Source organism: Flavobacterium sp. I-STPP5a (assembly GCF_009764685.1).
Taxonomy (GTDB): Bacteria; Bacteroidota; Bacteroidia; order Flavobacteriales; family Flavobacteriaceae; genus Flavobacterium.
In genome coordinates, this window is sequence record NZ_VHLM01000059.1 from 40,769 (window position 1) to 67,465 (window position 26,697).

Here is a 26,697-nt window from a genome sequence, read left to right on the forward strand (position 1 = left end):
ATAATAGGTAATCAATAAAAAAGGTATTTGACTGTTCAAATACCTTTTTTATTGAGAACCTCATTGATGAAAGTTATTTTTTTAACCAAGCTTGCAAAACACGCTCTAAATCTGTTTGAATTATTGGTTTAGGAAGATAATCATTCATTCCTGCTTCAAAACATTTTTCTTTATCCCCTGCCATGATTCCTGCTGTAATGGCAATGATAGGGATGTCTTGAGAGTTTTCAAATTTTCTAATCTCATCAGTGGCTTCATAACCGTTTTTATTAGGCATTTGTATGTCCATAAGAATTACATCAGGTCTTTCTTTTTCATAAAGTTCCACAGCTTCGTTACCATCTTTGGCTTCAAAAATTTGACAATTAGAAATGATTCTTTTCACTAATGTTTTAGCTAGCAACATATTGATTTTATTATCCTCAACAATCAAAACTCTCTTATCATCTAAAATACATTCCGGCAAGCTAGTTAGGATATTATTTTTAGGAATAATTAGTGTGTCTAAATCATTTTTGAAACTCGCTCTTGTAAATTTGACCACAAAGTAAAAATCACTTCCATCTCCATATTTACTAATTAACTCTAACTTACTATCCATTAAGGCTAGCAACTGATTTGAAATTGCTAATCCTAATCCAGTACCCCCAAACTTTCTGTTGGTAGAATTATCCTCTTGTACAAATGACTTAAAGATTTTTTCATTATTATATGTCTTGATTCCAACACCTGTATCCTTTACAGAAAACTTAATTGTTGCTGATTTTTTTTCAGGTTTATTTATTTGACTAATATCTAATCTAATTTCACCAAAATGAGTAAACTTTATTGCATTACTTAATAAGTTTACTAAAATTTGCTTGAGTCTTACCGAGTCTGCAATGATGTATTGCGGCACAGCTTTGTCAATATCAAGTATTAAGTTTATATTTTTTTTGATGGCCTGAATCTTAAACAAGTTGATTACCTGATTGGTAAGTTTAAAAAGATTTACTTTTTCAAAATCCAACTCTAGTTTACCCGACTCAATTTTGGAGAAATCCAAAACATCATTTACTATATCCATTAATGACGTTGCTGATTCATTAACAGTAGTCATATACTCTGCTTGGTTTTTCTTAAGATTAGACTTCATTAACAAGTGTGTAAAACCTATAATCCCGTTTAATGGAGTTCTAATTTCATGACTCATATTTGCTAAGAAATCTGTTTTGGCTTTGTTTGCGGCTTCGGCCAATTCTTTAGCTTTTAAGAGCTCCATTTCCAGCACTTTCTGTTCCGTAATATCAATGAAACTCAAAACAATTTCGTTGATGTTCCCTTGACTGTCAAAATCTGGATAGCCGTTTACCAAGACCCATATTGGTTCTTTATTAGCCGAGCGTACTACTCCCATTTTAAAATTTTTCAAGGATGACTTTGTTGAAATAATTTGGTTGACCGGATATTTCTCAACAAGTAATTCAATTCCAATCTCATCATAAAGGGTAAGATTTCTATCATAAGTAGAAATGCCTTTCAACTCTTCATCTGTAAGTCCTAACAACTCATTTGCTTTCTGATTGTTTACAATGATTGAGGCATCAGGTTTGTATACCATGATTCCCGCATCAAGGTTATTCAATAATCCGCGGTATCGTTCCTCACTTTTAAAGAATGCGACATCAGATTGTTTCGCTTTTGTAATATCCCTACAGAGGCAAATAAAGTGAATCTCATTATCTAAATTTTCTTTCATAGGCGCAACGGATAATTCAAACCAATGTTTTTCTTGGCCTAATTCGAGTACATATTGCTTGCCAGCTGAAAAACCATCAACCGAAGCTTCATTTATGGCTTCAAGAATTATGCTTGACGCTTCTTCGGGTAGCACATCTGAAAACTTTTTATCTAAAAAATATTCTGGTGGTACCGCAAGTAAATCATCTCTACGGGAGTGATAATTAAAAATTTTACCTTCGAGATTAATTTCAAAAAGCATATCCGGAATGGCGCCAAGTATGGCCTCCATTTTTTTATGCATGCGCATAAACTCATCATCTATTTGTTTACGCTCACTAACATCCCTAACAATGGCTACAATTCTACCATCTACAATTTTTTTAGCAGTGATCTCTACAGCTCTTAAAGTCCCATTTTTGTGCATCATATTGCACTCCATCAATGTTTGCTCCGTATTTATCAATTCAGTAAAGATGATTGGTCTTTTGACAAGATCATCTATAATGTATAAGTTTTCAAAATTCTTAGTACATAATTCCTCTTTTGTAAAACCTAGCATTTTACAGGCGCTATCATTAACTTCTAGCAAGTTACCTTTACTATTACTAATCATAATTGCATCTGAGGCTTGCTCTATCAAACTTTTATAGCGCTCTTCACTGTTAACAAGCTGTTCTTTGATATTCTTTAATTCAGTAATTTCGGTTAATGCTCCATTGAGAAGTATTGCCTTACCCTCTTCGTCTCTTGAAACTATACCTCTGTCAAAAAATATCCCATAGGTTCCATCTGCTTTCATGAATCGAAACTCATCAGACCAATTATTAGTAGTTCCTGCGTATGTTTCTTCCAGTTTTTTGATAACTCGATCTCTATCATCTGGATGGAGTTTTGAACGCCAAACAGTCATGTTGTTAACACCATTTGTTACAGTACTACCAAATCCTAAAAGATCTATAAAAGCTTGATTATTCCAACTCTCTCCTGTGATTAAGTTTACCTCAAAAACAGCATCATTGGTAGCTGCTGAAATCATTTCAAAACGCTCATTGGCAGCTCTAATTTTCTCTTCTGCTTTTTTAATTTCGGTAAGATCTACACCCATCCCTACAATGCATTTTTTACCTTCGTAGGAAATACATCTTGAGTTTACATAGTACGGAATTTTATTTTTAGATTTAGTAAAGAATTCAAGCTCAAAACCTTCGCTATTTATATCCGAATTGCCTTGTTTGGTCTCAAATATAGATTGAATTCGGGGAGCGATTCTCTTTTTTTGATCGTCATCAAAGAAATCAAGCGGACTCATATTTAAAATTTCTTCTTCGGTATATCCTGTGATTTCTTCAAAATTTTGGTTCCATTTTACAAATTTCCCTTTTTCATCATAGAGGTAAAAAATTCCAGGAAGGCTATTTATAACTACTTCTGACAGCTGTTTTTCTTTCAAAATTTCCGATTCTGCAAGTTTACGCTCGGTGATATCAGTAATTGTACCTATGTATCCAACGATTTCATTTTTGAGATTTCTCTCTGGTATGGCCTTACCCATTACCCACGATATTGCTCCATCTGGGCGAAGAAACCTGTACTCAGAAAATGAAGAATTTAATTTTTTCGAATCGTTATTCCAGCGACCAGCCAGGTTTGCTACATCATCATGATGTACCGCCTTAAACCACCCATTCCCTAATGCCTCTTCAAAAGACAAACCTGAAAGTTGACTCCAATACGGATTAACATAAGTAGTGTATCCTGCAGGATCTGTTCTAAAAATGCCTACTGGAGAAACCTCTGTTAAGGTATGATAACGTTGTTCACTTTCAGAAATAGTTTCCTCAGCTTTTTTCCTCAAAGATTCTTTTTCAAATATTTCAAGCGCAAAAGAAATATCCCCTGTAGCCTCTATTAGTAATGTAATTTCTTCATCATCAAAAAAATTGATTTCACTGGCGTAAAATGTAATCACGCCAACTACCAAATTAAATTTTTTGATAGGGATAGTTAGCAATGATTTGTAATTTCTTGTCAAAGCCTCTGTTCTCCAAGGCTGCATTCTAGGATCATCCGCAATATTATTACAAACTATAAACTTTTTTTCATATACGGCTTGTCCTATTGGACCTCTTCCCTCTGGAATGTTTCTGTTCACAGAAATTGTACTAATTACAGAAACATAATTTTCATGTTCTCCGGCAACCATGGCAGGAAGTACTTTTTCACTCTCTTTATCAATGATACCAATCCATGCTAGCTTAAACTTTCCTGTCTCTACAGCAATGTTACATGCTTCTCTAAATAAAGTTTGCTCATCTGTAGTGCGCACAATCATTTGATTCATTTGACTTATAAATGAATATAATCTATTGGTTTTAATAATTTTTTGTTCTGTTAGTATTCGATCAGTAATATCAGTAATAATACCATGACAAATTACTGTCCCCTCGGGTTCTAATATAGGCAACGAGTTGACATCATGCCAAACCATTCCCTTTTGCGGATGAAAATAACGGTATTGAGTTTTTAGTGGCACCAAATTGGTTTTGGTAATTTTAATCTTCTCAACAACATAATTAACGTCTTCTGGATGTATGCGTTCAAATAATTTTGAAGTATCAAACTCAATTTCATCAAAAGCAAAACCATAAATTTCTTGAATGGCATTACTTGCATACGTATAAGATAAAGACTGATCTTTATTTTGTCTCATAGAATATATTAAACCTGGTGAGGTAGCTGCAATCTTAAAAAATTTATTGCGTTCCTCATTTAATAATTCTTGTGCTTTTTTATTAGATGTTACATCTCTTAAATTAATAACAATACCACCTATATCAGGATCATGCAATAAATTATTAACATAGCCTTCGAGCCAGATGTAATGACCTCGTTTATGTTTTAATTGTAAAGTGACTGGAAAAGGACTTCCTGGTTCACTCAATACTTTTTTTAATAAAAGTGGAATATCTTTTTGATCCTCAGGATGAATATAATCAAAAACTGATTTACTTTCAAAATCTTCATGTGACCATCCAGTGACTCTTTGAGCAGATTCACTTCGGAAAATAATATTTAACTTATCATCAACTAAAGAAATGATGTCTACGCTATTTTGTATTAAAGCTCTAAAACGACGTTCGTTTTGAGCAATTTTTTCCTCAATAGCTTTTTTCTCTGTTACATCTTTAACAAAACCGAGGTAACGATTTTTAGCAATTTTTACTGCTTCAACTTGCCACCATCTCCTGGAACCGTCTTTTAAAACGGCTTGCATTTCTTTTTTACCTACTCCTTTTTCTAAAAGATTTTTAAATTCAACAAAGTACTCTTTCTGGTATGTAATTGCTGATAAATCCCCAAATTTCTTCGTAAGCAACTCTTCCCTGGAATAACCCGAAAGCAATGTTGCAGCCTGATTAACCTCAATATAAGATCCATGCTCATCTAAAACAAACACACCATCCGGAGCATTTTCGATATAGTTTTGAAATTTTAAATCACTTTCTTTTTGAATAAATTGTATTCGCTGAGCAACCTCAACTTTTTCACGTTTTTTAATTTTAGATTCTATTTGCTTTTTTTCAGTTACATCTTGAACCGTTCCATTAAAAGCAATGATTCTACCAGACTTATCCTCTTGCGGAATAACAATGGCATACAGCCATTTTTGATCTTGGTTTGCAAAGACTACTTTACGCTCTAAATCAAATTCCTTTTTATCAATTATTGCATTATTTATTTTTTCGAGAAAAAAAGAAGAATCCTCTTTTGAAAAAATATTTAAAAATTCTTTAAATAAATCTTGATCAGGTTCTCTTATCAATTCATAAATAGCATACAATTCATTAGACCAAAACATTTCTTTAGTATCTAACTTATATCTCCAGCTACCTAATTTGGCAATATGTTGGGCATCATTAAGTAATTTTTCACTTACTGATAATTGCTCTTGAATACTTTTAACACACGTTACGTCTCTCCCTATGCCATAAGCTAGGCCGTGTTCATGAGATACGGTGATAATCCATTGAATAGAAATAATCTCACCATTTTTTTTAACATAACGATTTTCAAAGTTTATTGATTCCTTTTCCTTACCTAGCCTTTTTACTTCATCTCTACTTTTTTCAAGATCTTCAGGATGTATAAAGTTTAGAAAAGGTTGCGATAAAAGTTCATGTTCTGTGTACCCTAATACCGAAACAAATGCTGGATTTATTTCTTTAAAATAACAATCGGCAGTAGCAATACATACAAAATCCTGTGAACTCTGAATTAATTGCTCAAAGTTATTTTTACATGAGTCTTTTTCTATTAAGTTTTGAATTTGTGTTCCCTTTTGCTTTACTAAAATAAGCAATTCATCATAGCTGTAATTAGCCTCATTCATAAGACATTAGTATTAAAGTAATCGCTAAATATAACAAAAAAAATAATCCATTAAAAACTTAAATGATGAAACTTAAATAATGTTCGATAGAATACACACATAAGAGGTTAAATACATTTCAATTTAATAGTATATTTTTATTATTTGTAAAATGCTTTAATGAGCTTTTCAAAATTAAGAACATAAAATTTAACAAAAATTTAAAACACATTTGTATATACAACAATAATTATCACTATATTTGTACCAACAAATTACATATATACAAATATGAAAATTGAAGAGATATTAAAATCAACTGTAACTATGGATAATTCAAAAAAAATTATCCTGAATATTTTATATACACAAAATGTCATTACAGAGAACTTTAATGAAATCCTCAAACCCTTTGAAATATCAAGTGAACAATATAACGTATTGCGTATCCTAAGGGGGCAAAAAGGAAATCCAGCAAACATGTCTGTAATTCAAGAAAGAATGCTTGCAAAAACAAGCAACACAACCCGCCTTGTAGACAAATTGCTCCTAAAAGAATATGTAACGAGAAAAGTATGCCCTGATAACCGACGAAAAATTGAAGTTTTAATTACCCTTAAAGGATTAGAAGTGCTATCAGAATTAGATCCAAAAGTGATAGCGCATGAACGTTTTTTTTCGCAAAACTTAACACCAGAAGAAATTGAACAGTTAAACGCATTATTAGAAAAATATAGAAAACAATAAATAAATATAATTATGAGTACATTTATAGAAAACCAGAATTGGAGATATGCAACTAAAAAATTTGATGCATCAAAAAAAATAACAACAGAAGATTTAAGTACGTTAAAAGAAGCTATCCGCTTAACCGCATCTTCTTATGGATTACAACCATACAAAATTATTATTGTTGACAATCCTGAATTACGTGCTCAATTGCAACCAGCAGCTTACGGACAAGCGCAAGTTGTGGATGCTTCACACTTGATTGTTTTTGCAAATGAATTAAACTTTGGTGCAGAGGGAATTGACGATTTTGCAAAAACAATGAGCGAAACTCGTGAAATTCCACTTGAAAGCATTCAAGGGTATGTGGATTACATGAAGGGTAACATTGTAGGATTGTCTGAAGAAAGCAGAAACTTATGGTCAGCAAAACAAACCTATATTGCACTTGGTAACCTATTAAACAGTGCTGCTGAATTAAAAATTGACACCACTCCTATGGAAGGTTTTATACCAGCACAAGTAAATGAAATTCTAGGTCTAGATAAATTAGGTCTTAATGCTACATTACTTGCAACAATAGGATATCGCCATAAAGAAGATGCTACACAGCATTACAAAAAAGTGAGAAAATCAAACGAGGATTTATTTATTACACTATAATTTTTTTAAACAACTTTAAACAAACTAAAATGAAAAACTTAAAATCAATTGCATTAGCAGCAGTAATTGCGCTAACAACAGTAACCGTAAATGCTCAAACAAAAGCAGTAGACGTTTCTAAAAGTACTATCAACTGGGTTGGAAAAAAAGTAACAGGAGCACATGAAGGTACTATCAACCTTAAAAGTGGAAACCTTGTTTTTAAAGGAAAAAAAGTAGCTGGAGGTTCATTTGTTGTTGATATGACTTCAATGACAGTAACTGACTTAAAAGCAGGACAAGGAAAAGAAAATCTAGAAGGACACTTAAAAGCAGATGACTTTTTTGGAACTGAAAAATTTGCAACTTCAACTTTGGTTTTCAAAAAAGTAGTAAGCAAATCAGCTAATCTTTACGCTGTAACTGCTGATTTAACTATAAAAGGAATTACAAACCCTGTAACTTTTGATCTGGCTACTACGGCTAATTCTGCAACTGCAAATGTAATTGTAGACAGAACTAAATATAAAATAGAGTACAACTCGGCTAGCATCTTTAGTGCTATTGGTGACAAAGCAATCAACGATGATTTTACATTAGCTGTGAATTTGAAATTCTAATTCCAAGACAACTCACTCCTTAAACCCTATCAAGAAATTGATAGGGTTTTCTTTTTTTAATGATTTTTACTTTTTATCGCTAATTTCCTTTTTTAGACCAAAACCGTACTTAAAAATGTATTTACATTTTTTTCTCTTCAAGTAAACCCGAAAAGCAATACTCCTAGTTCTTGCATTAAAATCAGAACTGAAATTTCAGAACAGTCAAACTTTAGTTCCACAAAAATAACATCGGTCAGTTATTCTTAATAAACTAATAATATTAGATACAGACTAGCTTAACAGCACTAAAGTACTTTTGGTTAAATGAAATTTACATCTCATATAACAACTGAAACTACAAAAACAAGTACCATGAAATTAAAAATCACACTGCTTTTACTGCTTTCTTGCTTGTACATCAATGCACAACAACTCAAAGGTATAATAGGAGAAGAAAACTGGCTTAACAATTGGACTAATTTTAAACCCGCTAGTACTGAATATAATGAAGCAACAACGATATTAACAGGGGTTATAAGTAGCAATATGACCTTACAACGTAAAAACACTTATCGATTAATAGGTGTAGTTTATGTTACGAACAAAGCAACGCTTACTATTGAGCCAGGAACCGTTATTCGTGGTGATAAAGAAACCTGCGGAACGCTAGTAATTACAAAAGGTTCTAAGATTATGGCCGAAGGTAATGAAACTGCTCCTATTGTATTTACCTCTAACAATGCTGTTTTATCAAGAAAACCTGGAGATTGGGGTGGAATTGTAATTCTTGGCGATGCACCAATCAATAGGATTGGTGGAATCGGTTTTTTAGACTTTAATTTAAATCCAGAAGTTAGCTATTATGGTGGTGCAAATGAAGAGGATAATTCCGGGATTTTAAAATTTGTGCGTATTGAATTTTCAGGCAGAAAATTAAAAGAACAAAAAGAACTCAATGGTTTATCACTTGCCGGCGTTGGAAATAAAACAAAACTAGAAAACATCCAAATAAGTTTTTCAAATGATGATTCCTTTGAATGTTATGGAGGTAAAACAACTTTAAACAATATTATTTCATACCGTTCTACTGATGATGATTTTGATTTTACACAAGGTGCACAGGCTAAAATTACCAATAGTATTGCCATAAGAGATCCATTTTCAAGCGATGTTGCAGGCTCTAGATGCTTTGAAATTGACAATTATGACAAAATAGAAAACTGCGATTTTACTAAAAAAGCTACCTCAATAACCGCCAATAACATGACCTTACTTAATACGCAAGAAAATAATCAAGGACTTGTTAAAGAATCAATTTACATTAAAGATAAGTGCTTTCTAACATTAGATAATAGCGTAATACATGGTTTTTCTGCAATAGCTGTTTTAGATTCAAAGATAAGTTACATTAGTGAAAATCTTGGTCGAATTAGTTTTAGAGGTGTAATTGCTAATAATTGTTCTGATAAAATCATTAGTGAAGTAGCAGGAAATAATATTGAAATAGCAAATTGGTACAGCAACGCCTCCTACGCATTAGATTATACTACCATACCAACTTTAGATTTTTTCATTCAACCTTCCTTAAAAAAAGCACCAGATTTCCGTTTAAAATCGTATACCAATTTAGCCAGTAAGTAATTCATAATAAAATCACTTCTAAGAAAAACTCAGGTTTTATATTCATAACAAAAAACAGAAAAAAAATTATTTAATTTTAATTTAAAATGTGTTATAATTGAAATTTCATTTATATATTTGTATAAAATAATAAACAATGAACACAATTTTAAACAATTCATGGTGGTGGAACAATTTACGTCAAATGTCGTGAATTAAGCTCCTATGGTATTTTTAAAACTATAAATATAAAAGGCTTGTCATCACGACAGGCCTTTTTTTTTGATCTAAAATGGAAACAACACTAAAAACATAAAAAATTGAAATCATTTACATTACAAACAAAATACAAGCAAATCTTAGCTGACACCATTACCCCCGTGAGTGTATACTTTAAGATTAGAGATAAATTTCCCAATAGTCTTTTACTAGAGAGTAGTGATTATCATGGTAATGACAACAGCTTCTCCTATATTTGTTGCAATCCTATTGCATCCTTAAAAATAGAAAATGAAGTGATTTATAAATCATTCCCTGACGGTAGTTCTGAAAAAATAAATATTGACACAAATACCGATATTCCAGCTGTCATTCAAGAGTTTTCTGGACAATTCAAGTCAGATAAAAACAATTTCAAATTTATAAACAACGGGTTATTTGGATACATTTCGTATGATGCGGTTCGGTATTTTGAAAAAGTTACAATCGCTAAAAAAGAAAATAGCAATTCCATTCCAGATGTACACTATGCGGTTTACCAAAACATTATTGCTATTAACCATTTTAAGAATGAAGCGTATCTCTTTTGCCACAGCTTAGATGGTCGTAATAATATTGCCGAGATAGAACAACTGCTTCAATCTAGAAATATTGCTTCGTATAAATTTTCAAAAGAAGGTGACGGTTTTTCTAATTTGACTGATGCAGAATTTAAAGAAAATGTGGCCTTAGCAAAAAAACATTGTTTTAGAGGTGATGTGTTTCAGCTCGTTTTGTCAAGAAGATTTACGCAAGGTTTTAAAGGTGATGAGTTTAATGTATACCGAGCCTTGAGAAGCATCAACCCTTCCCCTTACCTATTTTTCTTTGATTATGGCGATTTCAAAATTTTTGGAAGCTCTCCCGAAGCTCAGATTATCGTAAAAGATAGAAAAGCCGAAATTCATCCCATTGCTGGAACTTTTAAACGTACAGGAGATGATGAGAAAGATGCAAACCTTGCCAAGCAATTATCTGAGGATAAAAAAGAAAACAGTGAACACGTGATGCTGGTTGACTTGGCCAGAAATGATTTAAGCCGAAATGGTCATGATGTTCAAGTAGAAAAATATAGAGAAGTACAATTCTTTTCGCATGTTATTCACTTGGTTTCTAAAGTCACAGGGTATTTACATGACACGGCCACAACGATGCAAGTGGTAGCTGATACGTTTCCAGCAGGTACGCTTAGTGGTGCACCTAAACACCGTGCCATGCAACTCATTGAAGAATACGAAAAAACAAGTCGGAATTTTTATGGAGGCGCAATAGGGGTGATGGATTTTGATGGTAATTTTAACCATGCCATCATGATCCGAAGTTTTTTAAGTAAAAATCATCAATTGCATTGTCAAGCGGGCGCTGGAATTGTGGCAAGCTCTGATGAAGAAAGTGAAATGCAAGAAGTGTACAATAAATTAAGAGCCTTAAATGCCGCATTAGATTTAGCCGAAACGATTTAATTCAATTCTAATAAATTCCTTCTAAAAAGGGTTTCATTTTCAAAAAAAAATTAAAATAAAAAAATATAATGAGCAACAATATAAACACACCATCTACTTCAACTGCTGCTGCAAGACGGCAAGTTTTAGTCATTGATAATTACGATAGTTTCACCTATAATTTAGTACATTATCTTGAAGATTTAGACTGTGAAGTTACCGTTTATAGAAACGATCAATTTGATATTGATGAAATTTCAGTTTTCGATAAAATTCTGCTTTCACCAGGTCCTGGAATTCCTGATGAAGCGGGTTTGTTAAAAGAAGTGATTCGCAAATATGGTCCTACCAAGAGTATTTTTGGAGTCTGTCTAGGGCAGCAAGCCATAGGTGAGGTTTACGGTGGAACACTTTCTAATCTTGACAAAGTATATCATGGCGTAGCCTCTATGGTAAAAACTACCGTGACTGATGAACTTCTTTTTGAAGGTTTAGGAAACTCCTTTGAGGTAGGGCGTTACCATTCTTGGGTAGTAGATACTCATTTACCTGATGTACTAGAGATTACCTCTCTTGACGAAAACGGACAAATCATGTCCTTGCGTCACAAAACTTATGATGTACGTGGGGTGCAGTTTCACCCTGAAAGTGTATTGACACCTAATGGAAAACGAATTTTGGAAAACTGGATTAAAAGCTAGTTTTAAAAATTTTCCTAGTTAAAGTATCACACAAAGAGTTTACCATTAAGAACAACTATCACAAATGAAAAACATATTAAACCGATTGATCAATCACGAAACCCTTTCTAGAGAGGAAGCAAAGAACGTATTGATTACTATTTCAAACGGAGGTTACAACAACAGCCAAATAGCTTCTTTCCTTACCGTTTACATGATGCGTAGCATCACTATTGAGGAGCTTGCTGGCTTTAGAGAAGCACTGCTAGAATTGTGTATTCGAGTTGATTTATCTGCTTATAACACCATAGATCTTTGTGGTACTGGCGGAGATGGGAAGGATACCTTTAATATTTCAACATTAGCATCGTTTGTAGCGGCAGGTGCCGGAATAAAAGTAGCTAAACATGGCAATTATGGTGTTTCGTCTATTTCTGGTTCTAGTAACGTAATGGAAAAACTAGGTATCCGTTTTAGCAATGACAATGGTTTTCTAGAAAGTTGTATGGACCAAGCTGGAATTTGTATTTTACACGCACCTTTATTTCATCCTGCAATGAAAAACGTGGGTCCTATTAGAAAAGAACTGGCTGTAAAAACATTTTTTAATATGCTAGGTCCTATGGTAAATCCTTCTTTTCCAAAAAATCAATTGGTAGGTGTTTTCAATCTAGAACTTGCTCGAATGTACGCGTATTTGTATCAAAATACAGATGTAAACTTCACCATACTTCATTCTTTAGATGGATATGATGAAATATCCCTGACTGGTGCTTCAAAAACAATATCAAAAACAAGAGAAGGGATGTTGAATCCCGAAGATTTTGGTGTAAACTTACTAACCCAAAAAGAAATTGAAGGCGGAACAACCATTGAAGAATCGGCTGAAATGTTTACTACAATTATTGCTGGAAAAGGAACCGAAGCTCAAAATAATGTCGTCTGTGCCAATGCTGCCATGGCTATTGCAACGGTTACAAATTGCTCGCCTTTAGAAGGATTTCAAATAGCGAAAGAGAGTTTATTATCTGGTAAAGGACTTTTATCTTTGAAGAAATTACAAGAATTAAGCAAATAAAATAGTTTAAAATTTAAGGTAAGTGTTCCTGAAATAGCTAATTACAGATCAAAATGAAATGTTAAATATAAAAACGTCTAATAAAAAATAAATGAACATCTTAGATAAAATAATAGTTGACAAAAAAAGAGAAGTGATTCTCAAAAAAACAATAATTCCGGTATCGCAGCTAGAATCCTCAGTATTTTTCACAAAAAAAACAATTTCATTAAGTCAATCGCTTAGAGCCAGTAACTCTGGAATAATTGCCGAACACAAACGCAGGTCACCATCAAAAGCTGAAATTAATTATAATTTTACTGTTGAAGAGGTGGTAAAAGGATATGAAACTGCAGGTGCTTGTGGCATATCGGTACTTACTGATGGGAAGTATTTTGGTGGTTCTCTTGATGATTTACTTTTGGCTAGAGCAACAGTAAACATTCCGCTTTTGCGCAAAGAATTCATAGTTGATGAGTACCAAATTCTAGAGGCAAAAGCTCATGGCGCCGATTTAATTTTACTGATTGCAGCGGTTTTAACGCGAGAGGAAATCAAACAGTTATCTGAATTTGCACATAGTTTAGGATTAGAAGTGTTACTAGAAGTACATGATCAAGAAGAGTTAGAAAAATCTATTATGCCGTCACTTGACATGATAGGTGTTAACAACAGAAATTTAAAAACTTTTGAAGTGAGTTTGGATTTCAGCAAGCAACTCGCTTCACAAATCCCAGATAATTTTGTAAAAGTATCCGAGAGTGGAATTGCTAGCGTGGAAGCTATTAATGAACTCAAACCATATGGTTTTAAGGGGTTTTTGATAGGAGAAAATTTTATGAAAACAGACAATGCAGGAAAAGCAGCTACTGAATTTATCCAGAAACTACTTTCTTAATTTAAAAAAAATATAACACAACAATCAATACAGGTAGTCATTATGCAACCTTCAATAAATAACCCAAATACAACTCCCCTTTCGTCTCCCGTTATGTCAGGAAAAATGGGGGTAAAAGTAAAAGTATGCGGCATGAAATATCCAGAAAACATTTTGGGACTTGCTGCGCTACAACCTGATTATTTGGGATTTATTTTTTGGGATAAATCCACTCGTTATTTTGATGGAGAGATGCCCGAATTACCAGCATCTATAAAAAAAGTGGGGGTATTTGTGCAAGAGGAAATCGAAGTAATTTTGGCGAAAGCCGAAAAATATAATTTACAAGCCATACAATTACATGGAAATGAGTCGGTTGCTTTTTGTAGTGATTTGAAAGAAAAATTAAAAGAAAAAAAAATAGAAATCATCAAGGTTTTCTCGGTCAATGACACCTTTGATTTTCAAGAACTAGAACCTTTTGAAACGGTATGCGATTACTTTTTATTTGATACTAAAGGCAAACTTCCGGGTGGGAACGGAAATACATTTGACTGGCGGGTTTTAGAAAAATATCCTTCGCTTAAACCATTTTTTTTAAGTGGTGGGATAAGCCTTGATGAGGTTGAATCTATACAACAAATCTTGAATACCAATTTACCAATTCACGCTCTAGATTTAAACAGTAAATTTGAAACAGAGCCTGGATTAAAAGACATTACATTATTACAAAAGTTGCAACATAATTTACAACTTTAACTTTTAAACATACACAAAATGAGTTACAACGTTAATGAAAAAGGATATTATGGAGAATTTGGTGGTGCTTTCATTCCTGAAATGTTATACCCAAATGTAGAAGAACTTCGCCAAAATTACCTAAAAATCACAGCAGAACCTGAATTTCAAGAAGAGTTTGATGCCTTGCTAAAAGAGTATGTAGGCCGCCCTACTCCCTTGTATTTTGCAAAACGCTTATCCGAAGAATATAATACAAAAATTTACCTCAAAAGAGAAGATTTGTGTCACACGGGAGCACATAAAGTAAACAACACCATAGGACAAATACTCCTAGCCAAACGATTGGGCAAAAAAAGAATTATTGCCGAGACTGGCGCTGGACAACACGGTGTAGCTACAGCAACGGTATGTGCCTTAATGGGACTAGAATGTATTGTGTACATGGGTGAAGTAGATATAAAAAGACAAGCGCCAAACGTAGCCCGAATGAAAATGCTTGGTGCCGAAGTAAGACCTGCCAAGTCTGGATCCAAAACCTTGAAAGACGCTACTAATGAAGCCATTAGAGACTGGATTAACAATCCTGTAGATACGTACTACATCATAGGATCGGTAGTGGGACCACACCCATATCCTGATATGGTGGCGCGTTTTCAAAGTGTTATTTCAAAAGAAATAAAAGAGCAATTGCTAGAAAAAGAAGGGAAAGAAAACCCAGATTACGTTATTGCCTGCGTAGGCGGTGGTAGCAATGCTGCAGGAACTTATTATCATTTCCTGGACGAAAAAGAAGTCAACATCATTGCTGTTGAAGCAGCTGGACTAGGCGTAGACTCTGGGGAAAGCGCAGCTACCTCAGCATTAGGAAAAATAGGTGTTATTCATGGTAGTAAAACACTATTAATGCAAACCAACGATGGACAAATAACAGAGCCTTACTCCATATCAGCTGGACTTGATTATCCTGGTGTTGGCCCCATGCACGCTAATTTATACACTACTGGAAGAGCTCAATTTATCTCAATTACAGATGCACAAGCCATGGACTGGGGTATCAAATTATCTAAAATGGAGGGCTTAATTCCTGCCATAGAAAGTGCGCACGCCTTTGCAGTATTAGACGAAATGAAATTCAAGAAAGACGATATTGTAGTAATTAATCTCTCTGGCCGTGGTGACAAGGATTTAAATACTTACATAGATTATTTTAAATTATAATTTAGTACACTATTATCCTGTGAGATGTTTTTTTTGACTTAATTTTAGGGCGTTCCCTCGCCGAAAAAAGCGAGGTCAGGCTGTACGCTAAATTCCCGATTAACAAAAACTACGGCAAAAGCCTTATTTTTCTAAACCAGTAGATACCGCTGCCATCCTTAACGCAATCAAGAAGAGCACATCACGTTTTAAATTAAATTTGTCAAACCCACATTATGGAAAAATTATTTGCTTACGGTAGTTTACAAAACGAGGACATACAAAAAGACCTCTTTGGGCGCATTCTAGAGGGTACTCCAGAAACACTAATAGGATATGTGGTAAAACAAATTCAAATTGAAGAAGAATTTGGCATTGTCAACTACCCCATTATTACACAAACTGAAAATCAAGAAAATACCATTAACGGAATGGTCTACGAAATTAGTACCAAAGAGCTACACCAATCTGATTTATATGAAGGGCTGCATTATAAAAGAGTTGAAGTACAGCTCCAATCAAAACAGAAAGCCTGGGCCTACAGCGCCGTAATTTAAATAAAAGTAAGCCCATAACTAAACCCTAATCAAAAAGGGAAATCAATATATCATGAACAGAATTAATAAAAAATTACAAGAAAATAATAAAATACTTTCCATTTACTTTTCGGCTGGATATCCTAGCTTGCACGATACCGTACAAATAATACAAGACTTAGAAAAAAATGGAGTTGACATGATTGAAATTGGACTGCCTTTTAGTGATCCACTAGCAGATGGTCCTACTATTCAAGAAAGTTCTACACAAGCCTTGCATAATGGCATGACCACGCAAGTGTTATTTGACCAACTGGAAAAAATAAGAGAAACCGTTTCTATACCACTTATAATCATGGGCTACTTTAACCCTATGTTGCAATATGGAATTGAAAATTTTTGTAAAAAATGTGCTGCAATAGGAATTGACGGATTAATAATACCTGATTTACCCGTGGATGTATATGCAGACTCCTACCAAGAAATATTTGAAAAATACGGTCTTAAAAATATTTTTTTAATAACACCACAAACCTCTGTAGATCGCATTCATTTCATTGATAGTGTCTCTGATGCATTTATTTATATGGTAAGTTCAGCGAGTGTTACAGGATCTCAATCTGGTTTTGGAGCCACACAAGAAACATATTTCGAACGAATTGCCGACATGAATTTGAAAAACCCACAAGTTATAGGCTTTGGAATCAACAATTCCGAAACTTTTAATCAAGCTACACAATTTGCTAAAGGAGCCATTATTGGCAGCGCGTTTATTCAAGATTTAACTAAAAACGGAACCCAAAATATAGCAACCTTCGTGAAGAGTATTCGATAAGCACTTTAAAAAAAATAAATAATGGCGTTTCAGAGTAATTTGAAACGCCGTTTTTTTGTAAACATATTTCGGGACGAGACAGAAAACAAAATCCTGAACTACGCCCAGAGCGAAGTATCATTATAAAAAAATAAATTTCTCGCAAATGCTGAGAAAATGTCTCAAGACTTTGGTCTAGTAATTTAAATCGGTAAAAATAGCATATGATATAAATGTCTCAAGAATTAATCAAAAATCTGAAATCTAATTATCTTCAAGTTGAAAATTTTAGTTTCCAAATGAATAAGTAATTTATAGCATTATTTTACAAATTAGTATGTTATTCATACGTACTCAAATCTAGATTAAGAATAGTACCTACTCTGCTAAACTCTTCATTAATCTTTGCATTCAAGATTAATTGTTCATTTGTTATGGGATGATTAAAAATTAATTGATGCGCATGAAGCATCATTCCTTTCAGTTCAAAATGCTCCAACCATAATTTATTTTGTTTGTTACATCCATGTGGCCGACTTCCTAAAATGGGATGAAAAATATGTTTGAAATGTTTTCGTAATTGATGCATACGCCCAGTTTCAGGAATCGCTTCAACCAAACAATATCGTGACGTTGGCTGTTTGTTAAATTCCAACTCAATTTCGGTAGATTGCAATCGATGAAAATAGGTTATTGCATTTTGTACAACACCATCATCATTGGTTAAATCATAATCAATCGTTAGTTCTACGGGTGACCAACCACGTAAAATTGATAAATATTTTTTTTCGACTTCGCGTGTGGCAAAACGATCATTCATAATTTTTAAAACGGCTGTATCCAAAGCAAATAACAAGACACCAGATGTTTTGCGGTCTAACCGATGAATAGGATAAACATGTTGCCCTCCTATTTGATTTCTCAATTCTTGAATAGCAAAAACTTTTGCATCCCGAGCATAAAATGATTTGTGAACCAACAATCCACTTGGCTTATTAATTGCAATAATATATTTGTCTTGGTACAGAATTTCTAACATCTGGCAAAAGTAAAAGAGATCTTTATCGAAATCTCTCTTTTGACGTATTTATTTCTATATTTTTTTAAAGAAGCTATTTTTTTTTGTAGTTTAAATCTACTACTTTTACATTGAAAAACCAAACAAACGTGTTTTAAAACAAACTAATAACAATAGAAAACACATGAATGCAGACCGATACATAAAACTAGGACGACTAACTACTTTTATTTCATTTTTGCTCGGGACCTGTATTTTTAGTCTTTATTTTCTAACCTCATCAGATGAAGTGCTTATCGTTGGTTACAGTTTTATCCCTTTTATAGTTCTAATTAACATTGGTATTCTTATTTTCATTCTAATTAAAGCTAGACAGGACAAAGACAGCAGAAAAAAACTACTCACATCCTGTAGCCTTATGTTGATAAATATTCCAATACTATTCCTTTATTGTTGGTTTACAATTATTTTGCTTAACACCATGAGAATCAATTTTACAAACACAACACAAACAACTTTGACAAAGATAAACATTGTGGGTTGTGGCGGTGGAAAGATTGACAAACTAGAAGTTGGAGAAAGTAAAACTGTTTGGGTTGAGATTCCAAGAGACTGCTCCATTAGTATTGAATATTTATCAAACGGGCAACGAAAAAAAGAAAATGTTTCAGGTTATGCAACGAGCAGTATGGGACAAAAAATGAAACATGCTATTGGTAAAAATAAAGATCACTTTTAATACATTGCAAAACCAGAACATTTAACAGAATGCTAATTAATAAATTAGAGTACACCTTACAGTTCAAATAAAAATCAATGAAGTTTTAGAAAAGTAGAATCTCCCGAAGATAAAAACATCACCTAGAAAAATTCAGAAATGAAAATACCTAATAAAGACACCCAATTTCCATTAGAAAATTATAATAAACTTTGTTTTTTAAAAAACACAATCACAAACCCCAACATAATTATTGGAGATTACACCTATTATGATGATTTTGAAAACATTGCTAATTTTGAGAAAAACGTAAAATATCATTTTGATTTTATTGGAGACCAATTAATTATAGGCAAATTTTGTATGATTGCTTCTGATGTGAAATTCATAATGAATGGGGCAAATCACCTAACAAAATCAATAAGTTCTTATCCATTTGCAATATTTGGAGAGGACTGGAAAAATGCTATGGAAGGAAAACAGTATCCTAATAAAGGAAATACAGAGATAGGAAACGATGTCTGGATTGGGTATAACTCTACTATAATGCCCGGAATAAAAATAGGTGACGGGGCGATAATTGCATCGAATTCGACGGTAACTAGAAATGTAGAACCTTACTCCATTATTGGAGGGAATCCCGCTAATGAGATAAAAAAAAGATTTACAAAAGAACAAATTGAAAAATTGTTAGCAATACAATGGTGGAATTGGGACATTGAAAAAATTACTAAAAACATTCAAAATCTTACTGATGATAAAATTGACTCGTTTATAAATTCGGCAAATAACCTTGAGCTGTAAACTCTAATATGTTCATGACAATGACTCAAAGGTCAAAATAAAAAAGACTATTTCATTGCTTTTTTTAATAGTCTTAGTTCCGTTTTTCATAGCTATTGTTGATATAGTAACGTAATATAATTTTAGATTTAAAAAAAATATACGAATTTAATTTATCATAAATTAATGTCTTGAAAAAAGTAAGACTATTATTTATGTTTTTTTTAGAGTAGAATATAATTAAAAAAAAACATCAAAAAAATTATCCCAACCAACCATCGCGGTCTAGACTTCGATATTGAATGGCTTCGGCAATATGATTTGACTGTACTGCTGGGACTGCTTCAAGATCAGCTATAGTTCGCGCTACCTTTAAAATTCGGTCGTAAGCTCTTGCAGATAAATTCAATCGTTCCATAGCTGTTTTTAATAATTGTTTTGACACCTCATCAAGAGCACAATACTCCCTGATTTGTTTAGTATTCATTTGGGCATTGTAATGAATGTGGTCCATGTGATCAAAACGTACAGATTGTATTTCTCGAGCTGCAGTCACGCGCTCTCTAATAGCAACACTACTCTCAGCTTTTTGATCATCTGAAAGTTTATCAAAAGGAACAGGAGTTACTTCAATATGAATGTCTATTCTGTCTAGCAATGGCCCAGAAATTTTACTTAAATACCGATGCATTTCATGTGGTGAGGACGTTTGTGGAGCATCTGGATCATTAAAAAAACCACTCGGACTAGGGTTCATACTGGCAACAAGCATGAACGATGAGGGGTACGTTACCGTAAACTTAGCTCTAGAAATAGTAACTTCTCTATCTTCAAGTGGTTGACGCATTACTTCAAGAACATCTCTTTTAAATTCTGGTAGCTCATCTAGAAATAGAACTCCGTTGTGCGCCATAGAAATTTCTCCAGGCTGCGGATAACTTCCCCCACCTACTAACGCCACATTAGAAATAGTGTGATGCGGACTCCTAAATGGTCTTTGATTCATTAAACCCACTTCTTTAAGTTTACCTGCAACACTATGAATTTTCGTAGTTTCAAGTGCTTCGCGCAACGTCATGGGCGGCAAAATACTTGGTAATCTTTTGGCAAGCATTGTTTTTCCTGCGCCAGGTGGACCTATTAATATAATGTTGTGTCCACCTGCAGCAGCAATTTCCATACAACGTTTAATACTTTCTTGTCCTTTAACATCACTAAAATCAAATTCAGGAAAGTCTAAGGTTTTATAAAATTCGGCTCGTGTATCAATCGTGGTAGGTTCTAGATTTCCTTTACCTTCAAGGAAATCAATCACTTCTTGAACGTTTTCAACACCATAGACTTCAAGTCCAGCTACAATGGCTGCCTCTTTTACATTTTGTTTAGGTAGAAAAAAACCTTTGAAACCTTCTTCTTTAGCTTTAATTGCTATTGGCAAGGCTCCTCTTATGGGTTGCAAACTTCCATCAAGAGACAATTCACCCATTATAATATATTGTTCTAGAGCATCTGCTTTGATTTGGCCTGAAGCCACTAAAATACCAATAGCCAATGTCAAATCATAGGCTGAACCTTCCTTACGTAAATCTGCAGGCGCCATGTTAATGGTGATTTTTTTTCCGGGCATAGCATAGGTATTGTTTTTGAGCGCGGCAGCAATACGGTAACTACTCTCTTTTATAGCGTTATCTGGTAAACCTACAAGATGGTAGCCTATACCCTTATCCATATTAACCTCAACTGTAATTGTTGTAGCTTCAACGCCAAAAACAGCACTCCCAAAAACCTTTACTAACATATATTATTATTTTAAAATAAAATTAGTAAAAACTTTTCTTATATTTTAACATCTGCAAAAACAATATAAAAAAATAGCATATTTTATATAATTTCATAAAATAGAAACATATTCTAATTTATAATACTTAGTAAATCAACATAATAAAAAACAAATGTTAAATTCATGTAAACAGCCTGCACTCTGTACACAATTTTTTACTTTTAAGAACTAATTAGAAACTAAACTATGAAAAAAATTCTATTTCTACTTTTATTTAGCGTGGTGCTATCTAAAACGTATGCGCAGGAGTACTTTCCTAATAACGAAAGTATACAAAATAAGAGTAACAATTTTACTGCATTTACCAATGCTAAAATTTATGTAACTCCAACTCAAATTATTGAAAAAGGTACATTACTTATCCAAAATGGAAAAGTAGTAAGTGCAGGAACCTCGGTTACCATTCCAAAAAACTGTACTACGATAGATCTTGAGGGAAAAACAATTTATCCTTCCTTTATAGACATCTACACTAATTTTGGTATAGAAAAACCAAAAAGTGTTGCTGGTCCACGTATGCCTACATACGACACTAAAAGAATAGGCTATTACTGGAATGAAAGCATCCTAGCCGAAGCAAATGCTTACGAAAACTTTAAATACGACCAAACCAAAGCAGAAGAATTGCTAAAAGCTGGTTTTGGAGTAGTAGGAACTCACGTACATAATGGTATTGCAAGAGGTACAGGTACCCTAATAGCATTGAATAATTTTGAAAAGCAAAACCAATTGCTGGCAGACAAGTTAACCAATCACTTTGCTTTTACAAGGAGCGTTACCACAAATCAATCCTATCCTGGGTCTTTAATGGGAATGATGGCGTTATTAAGACAAATGTATCATGATTTAGACTGGTATAAAAAGGGGAACTCTGCTACTAAAGATCTTTCGCTTGAGGCACTTGCAAATAATGAAAAATTAGTTCAAATATTTGCTTCAGAGGACAAATTAAACAGTTTACGTGCCGCCAAAATTGCTAAAGAATTTGGCTTAAACTATGTTTTAAAAGGAAACGGAAACGAATTTGAAAGAATTGAAGAAATAAAAAATACTAATTCTAAATTTATAATTCCCGTAAATTTCCCAGAAGCATATGATGTTTCAGATCCGAATCAAGCCAATCAAATGGAGTTAAAAGATTTACGTTTTTGGAATCAAGCTCCTACAAACTTAAAAGTTTTATCAGACAATGGAGTGGTATTTGCACTTACTACTGATAAATTAAAGAAAATTGAAGATTTTAGAACAAATCTTTTAAAAGCCATAAAATTTGGTTTTGACAGTACCAAAGCTCTAGAAGCACTGACTACAATTCCTGCAGCTATTTTAGGAAAAAGCAATGAAGTTGGATCGTTAAAAAACGGAAGTTTAGCTAATTTCGTAATTGCATCTGGAGCAATATTTGATGAAAAAACAATTTTATACGAAAACTGGGTTCAAGGTAACAAGTTCGTAATAAACGATTTAACTATCAAAGATATTAGAGGAAATTACGACCTTACCATCAATAATGAAAAATTCAAATGGAAAATTAATGGTGAAGTTAGCGCACCAAAATCAGAAATTACTACTGTAGATGCCAAAAAAGTAAACTCAAAACTTTCTATGAGCAACAATTGGTTATCTACCGTGATCAAACCTTTGGATTCAACCAAAACTAGTTTTACAAGATTGATTGGGTTTATTGACGACACCCAAACCCTTTCTGGAAAAGCAGTTTTATTTGACGGAAAAGAAGTAAAATGGTCTGCAGTAAAAACAGCTCCATTTGTAAAAACCATCGATTCTACTAAAGTTGAAAAAAACAATTTTGTAATTCCTAGAACATTCCCAAATACAGCTTTTGGAAATCTTAGCAAACCTGCAGCGCAAACTATCTTGTATAAAAATGCAACAGTTTGGACAAACGAAAAAGAAGGAATCCTAACCGAAACAGATGTTTTGGTGAAAAACGGAAAAATTGCAGCAGTAGGTAAAAACATTTCGGATGCCTCTGCTACAGTAATTGATGCCAAAGGAAAACACCTTACAAGCGGAATTATAGATGAGCACTCTCACATTGCTATTTCTAATGGTGTGAATGAAGGCGGACACAACTCTAGTGCCGAAGTAACCATTCAAGACGTAGTAAACTCTGAAGACGTAAATATTTACAGAGAACTCGCTGGTGGTGTAACAACATCACAATTGTTACACGGTTCAGCAAACCCTATTGGTGGTAGATCTGCCATTGTAAAATGGAAATGGGGAGCTGCAGCTGATGAAATGTTATACAAAAACCAACCAGGATTTATAAAATTTGCACTAGGAGAAAACGTAAAACAATCAAACTGGGGAAATACAAATCCTACTCGTTTTCCACAAACAAGAATGGGTGTTGAACAAGTTTTTATTGATTATTTTCAAAGAGCCAAAGAATATGATTTGAGCTGGAAAGCATTTAACGCAAGTAATAAAAAAGGAAAAGCTCCTAGAGTAGATGTTGAACTTCAAACTCTTGCTGAAATTTTAAATAAAGAACGTTTTATTTCTTGTCACTCTTATGTACAATCAGAAATATTAATGTTAATGAATGTTGCCGAAAAATTCAACTTTAGGGTAAATACATACACTCACATCTTAGAAGGCTACAAAGTTGCTGATAAAATGAAAGAGCACGGTGTGGGAGCTTCTACTTTCTCTGATTGGTGGGCTTACAAATTTGAAGTAAATGATGCCATTCCTTTTAATGGTCCTATTATGCACAATGCCGGACTTGTAGTTGCCTACAACTCTGATGATGCTGAAATGTCAAGAAGATTAAATCAAGAAGCAGCTAAGGCAGTGAAATACGGAAATATATCTGAAGAGGATGCGTGGAAATTTGTAACATTGAATCCAGCAAAATTATTGCACATTGATGATAAAGTGGGTAGTATAAAAACAGGTAAAGATGCTGATATTGTATTATGGAGTGACAATCCATTATCTATTTATGCAAAAGCAGAGCAAACTTTAATTGAAGGAGTTGTTTACTTTGATGCAAAAAAAGATCTTGAAAAAAGAGTAGAAATCACAAAAGAAAGAAGTGAACTGATTGGTCAATTGTTACAAGAAAAAAACAAAGGAATGATCACACAAGAGCCTAAAAAGAAAGAAAGAAAAGAATATGAGTGCGATACTCTTGAGGAGTAACACTTTCTCAATTTCATACTTTAAGCTTAGTCAAGTAACTTAAAAAAAATATAAAATGAATTATACAAAAATATACCTCTTAGTTTTGGCACTCGGTTTGCCAATACTAGCTCAAGCGCAACAAACACCCGCAAATAAACAATCCAAATCTGTTTTGATCATGAATGCAACTGCGCATTTAGGAAATGGAAAAGTGATTGAAAACAGTGCTTTAGGTTTTGAAAACGGAAAAATCACTCTCATTGCAGATGCTACCGTGATACGTCTTGCAGCTGGTGCTTATGATGTTACCATAAATGCTGCTGGAAAACATGTTTATCCTGGATTTATTGCTCCAAATTCTACTTTAGGTTTGGTTGAAATTGACGCCGTTAAATCATCTGATGACGAAGATGAAATAGGTGCTATGAAACCGCACGTAAGAAGTATCATTGCCTATACAGCTGATTCAAAAGTTATTGAAACAGTAAGACCAAACGGAATTTTAATGGCACAAATTACTCCAAGAGGCGGAGTAATATCAGGTACATCCTCAATTGTTCAGCTGGATGCTTGGCACTGGAAAGATGCATTGGTTAAAGAAAATGATGGAATACACGTTAACTTTCCATCCACTTTTAGAAGAAGCGGCTGGTGGGCAGAACCAGGAAATATTGAAGCTAACAAAGAATATGCAAAAGAAGTTCAAGAACTACGATCTTATCTTGCTAACGCCAAAGCCTATTTAGGCGAATCCTCAAAAGAAAGAAACATTGTTTTAGAATCTACAAAAGGTCTTTTTGATGGTACTCAAACTTTATTTATCCATGCTAATGAAGAAAAACAAATTATAGACGCAGTACAGTTTGCTAAACAAAGCGGAATCAAAAAAATGGTTATTGTTGGTGGATATGAAGCTTATAAAACTGCCGATTTATTACGAGAAAACAACATTGGTATTCTATTAAAAAGAGTTCATGAAATGCCAGAAAATGACGATCATGATATTGATTTACCATATAAAAACGCAAAACTACTAACTGACAAAGGAGTTCTTGTAGGTCTTGAAAACAGTGGGTCACATGAAAGAATGAACACAAGAAACCTTCCGTTTTTAGCTGGAACTTGTGCTGCTTATGGCTTAGATAAAGAACAAGCTTTACAACTTATCACATCAAATACGGCTAAAATATTAGGTATTGATGCACAATGCGGTACTCTTGAAGAAGGAAAAGATGCAACCTTATTTTTATCTGATGGTGATGCTCTAGATATGAGAACAAACAAGCTTACAAATGCTTTCATACAAGGTAGAATGATTAGCTTAGAAACACATCAAACTAAATTAAACGATCGTTACAAAACAAAATACAATCAAAAATAAATTATTATGGGATTATTTAATGCTATTCTAGGAAATGCATCTGAGGTAAATATTCAAAATATTGCTACAGAATTTGAACCAATCTTGATTGAAGGTGAGGTAATTGAAAAAGCATACAAACTCATTCGAGATATGTTCATTTTCACCAATAAGAGATTGATCTTGATTGAAAAGCAATTAGTAGGAACTAAAGTAGATTACTTAACCATTCCCTACTCTAGCATCAAAAAATTCTCCAAAGAAAGTGCAGGATTATTAGATATGGATGCTGAACTTAAAATTTGGCTTAATAATGATGATGCACCCATTAGCAAACAATTTGGAAAAGGCGGTAACAACATTAATGAAGTGTATCAAATTTTAAGTAGACACACGTTGAAATAATAGTTTGCACAACACATTTAAAAGGCACTGATTGATATTTTCAATTTAGTGTCTTTTTTTATGCCATAAATTCATGTAAATAATCAAGATTGATAACAAAATTTTTAAAAAGTTCAAATTGGGCTTGTTAA

At 33.4% G+C, this 26,697-nt stretch carries 20 protein-coding genes; 17 read left to right on the plus strand and 3 right to left on the minus strand.

The window, feature by feature from the left end; translation table 11 throughout:
* Window positions 1-73 precede the first annotated feature (73 nt).
* Window positions 74-6,112, minus strand: coding sequence for a PAS domain S-box protein (locus tag FJV36_RS11735; RefSeq protein WP_158981122.1), 6,039 nt, complete (start codon window positions 6,110-6,112; stop codon window positions 74-76).
* A gap of 270 nt (window positions 6,113-6,382) precedes the next feature.
* Between FJV36_RS11735 and FJV36_RS11740 the strand changes: the two genes are divergently transcribed.
* From FJV36_RS11740 to trpA, 12 genes are all read left to right on the plus strand, one after another.
* Window positions 6,383-6,838 carry a MarR family winged helix-turn-helix transcriptional regulator gene (locus FJV36_RS11740; protein ID WP_158727992.1) on the plus strand — a complete coding sequence of 152 codons (456 nt, stop codon included), beginning with the start codon at window positions 6,383-6,385 and terminating at the stop codon, window positions 6,836-6,838.
* A gap of 12 nt (window positions 6,839-6,850) precedes the next feature.
* Window positions 6,851-7,483, plus strand: coding sequence for an NAD(P)H-dependent oxidoreductase (locus FJV36_RS11745; RefSeq protein ID WP_158727991.1), 633 nt, complete (start codon window positions 6,851-6,853; stop codon window positions 7,481-7,483).
* A 29-nt stretch (window positions 7,484-7,512) separates the two neighbouring features.
* On the plus strand, window positions 7,513-8,082 hold the full coding sequence (locus FJV36_RS11750; RefSeq protein ID WP_158981124.1) for a YceI family protein: 570 nt from the start codon (window positions 7,513-7,515) through the stop codon (window positions 8,080-8,082).
* A gap of 354 nt (window positions 8,083-8,436) precedes the next feature.
* On the plus strand, window positions 8,437-9,705 hold the full coding sequence (locus FJV36_RS11755) for a hypothetical protein (RefSeq protein ID WP_158981126.1): 1,269 nt from the start codon (window positions 8,437-8,439) through the stop codon (window positions 9,703-9,705).
* A 299-nt stretch (window positions 9,706-10,004) separates the two neighbouring features.
* A complete protein-coding gene (locus tag FJV36_RS11760) occupies window positions 10,005-11,405 on the plus strand; it encodes an anthranilate synthase component I family protein (protein ID WP_158981128.1) in 1,401 nt (466 codons plus the stop codon).
* 68 nt (window positions 11,406-11,473) lie between these two features.
* Window positions 11,474-12,085: an aminodeoxychorismate/anthranilate synthase component II gene (locus FJV36_RS11765; RefSeq protein ID WP_158727987.1), complete on the plus strand. Its 612-nt coding sequence runs from the start codon at window positions 11,474-11,476 to the stop codon at window positions 12,083-12,085.
* Window positions 12,086-12,149: 64 nt separating this feature from the next.
* Window positions 12,150-13,142 (plus strand): anthranilate phosphoribosyltransferase, encoded by a 993-nt coding sequence (gene trpD / locus FJV36_RS11770; RefSeq protein ID WP_158727986.1) that lies wholly within the window; start codon window positions 12,150-12,152, stop codon window positions 13,140-13,142.
* Between the two features lie 91 nt (window positions 13,143-13,233).
* Window positions 13,234-14,019 carry an indole-3-glycerol phosphate synthase TrpC gene (gene trpC, locus FJV36_RS11775; protein ID WP_158727985.1) on the plus strand — a complete coding sequence of 262 codons (786 nt, stop codon included), beginning with the start codon at window positions 13,234-13,236 and terminating at the stop codon, window positions 14,017-14,019.
* A gap of 93 nt (window positions 14,020-14,112) precedes the next feature.
* Complete coding sequence (locus FJV36_RS11780) at window positions 14,113-14,757, plus strand: phosphoribosylanthranilate isomerase (RefSeq protein WP_370514376.1); 645 nt, start codon at window positions 14,113-14,115, stop codon at window positions 14,755-14,757.
* Window positions 14,758-14,775: 18 nt separating this feature from the next.
* Entirely contained in the window at window positions 14,776-15,957 is a 1,182-nt protein-coding gene (gene trpB / locus FJV36_RS11785) for a tryptophan synthase subunit beta (RefSeq protein ID WP_158727984.1), read from the plus strand.
* 215 nt (window positions 15,958-16,172) lie between these two features.
* On the plus strand, window positions 16,173-16,493 hold the full coding sequence (locus tag FJV36_RS11790; protein ID WP_144893636.1) for a gamma-glutamylcyclotransferase family protein: 321 nt from the start codon (window positions 16,173-16,175) through the stop codon (window positions 16,491-16,493).
* Window positions 16,494-16,545: 52 nt separating this feature from the next.
* Complete coding sequence (trpA, locus tag FJV36_RS11795) at window positions 16,546-17,307, plus strand: tryptophan synthase subunit alpha (RefSeq protein WP_158727983.1); 762 nt, start codon at window positions 16,546-16,548, stop codon at window positions 17,305-17,307.
* Window positions 17,308-17,626: 319 nt separating this feature from the next.
* Here trpA and FJV36_RS11800 read toward each other — a convergent pair whose 3' ends face one another.
* Window positions 17,627-18,325 carry a pseudouridine synthase gene (locus FJV36_RS11800; RefSeq protein ID WP_158727982.1) on the minus strand — a complete coding sequence of 233 codons (699 nt, stop codon included), beginning with the start codon at window positions 18,323-18,325 and terminating at the stop codon, window positions 17,627-17,629.
* A 460-nt stretch (window positions 18,326-18,785) separates the two neighbouring features.
* Between FJV36_RS11800 and FJV36_RS11805 the strand changes: the two genes are divergently transcribed.
* Entirely contained in the window at window positions 18,786-19,043 is a 258-nt protein-coding gene (locus tag FJV36_RS11805) for a hypothetical protein (RefSeq protein ID WP_158727981.1), read from the plus strand.
* A 138-nt stretch (window positions 19,044-19,181) separates the two neighbouring features.
* Window positions 19,182-19,826, plus strand: coding sequence for a CatB-related O-acetyltransferase (locus FJV36_RS11810; RefSeq protein ID WP_158727980.1), 645 nt, complete (start codon window positions 19,182-19,184; stop codon window positions 19,824-19,826).
* Between the two features lie 241 nt (window positions 19,827-20,067).
* On the opposite strand, the gene FJV36_RS11815 is transcribed toward FJV36_RS11810, so the two are convergent.
* Window positions 20,068-21,603, minus strand: a complete 1,536-nt coding sequence (locus FJV36_RS11815) for a YifB family Mg chelatase-like AAA ATPase (RefSeq protein WP_158727979.1) — start codon at window positions 21,601-21,603, stop codon at window positions 20,068-20,070.
* A 228-nt stretch (window positions 21,604-21,831) separates the two neighbouring features.
* Between FJV36_RS11815 and FJV36_RS11820 the strand changes: the two genes are divergently transcribed.
* The 3 genes from FJV36_RS11820 to FJV36_RS11830 are packed head-to-tail and all read left to right on the plus strand — an operon-like array spanning window position 21,832 to window position 26,566.
* Window positions 21,832-24,819 (plus strand): amidohydrolase family protein, encoded by a 2,988-nt coding sequence (locus tag FJV36_RS11820; protein ID WP_158727978.1) that lies wholly within the window; start codon window positions 21,832-21,834, stop codon window positions 24,817-24,819.
* A 55-nt stretch (window positions 24,820-24,874) separates the two neighbouring features.
* Window positions 24,875-26,182, plus strand: a complete 1,308-nt coding sequence (locus tag FJV36_RS11825) for an amidohydrolase family protein (RefSeq protein ID WP_158727977.1) — start codon at window positions 24,875-24,877, stop codon at window positions 26,180-26,182.
* A 6-nt stretch (window positions 26,183-26,188) separates the two neighbouring features.
* Complete coding sequence (locus FJV36_RS11830) at window positions 26,189-26,566, plus strand: PH domain-containing protein (protein WP_086455037.1); 378 nt, start codon at window positions 26,189-26,191, stop codon at window positions 26,564-26,566.
* Window positions 26,567-26,697 lie beyond the last annotated feature (131 nt).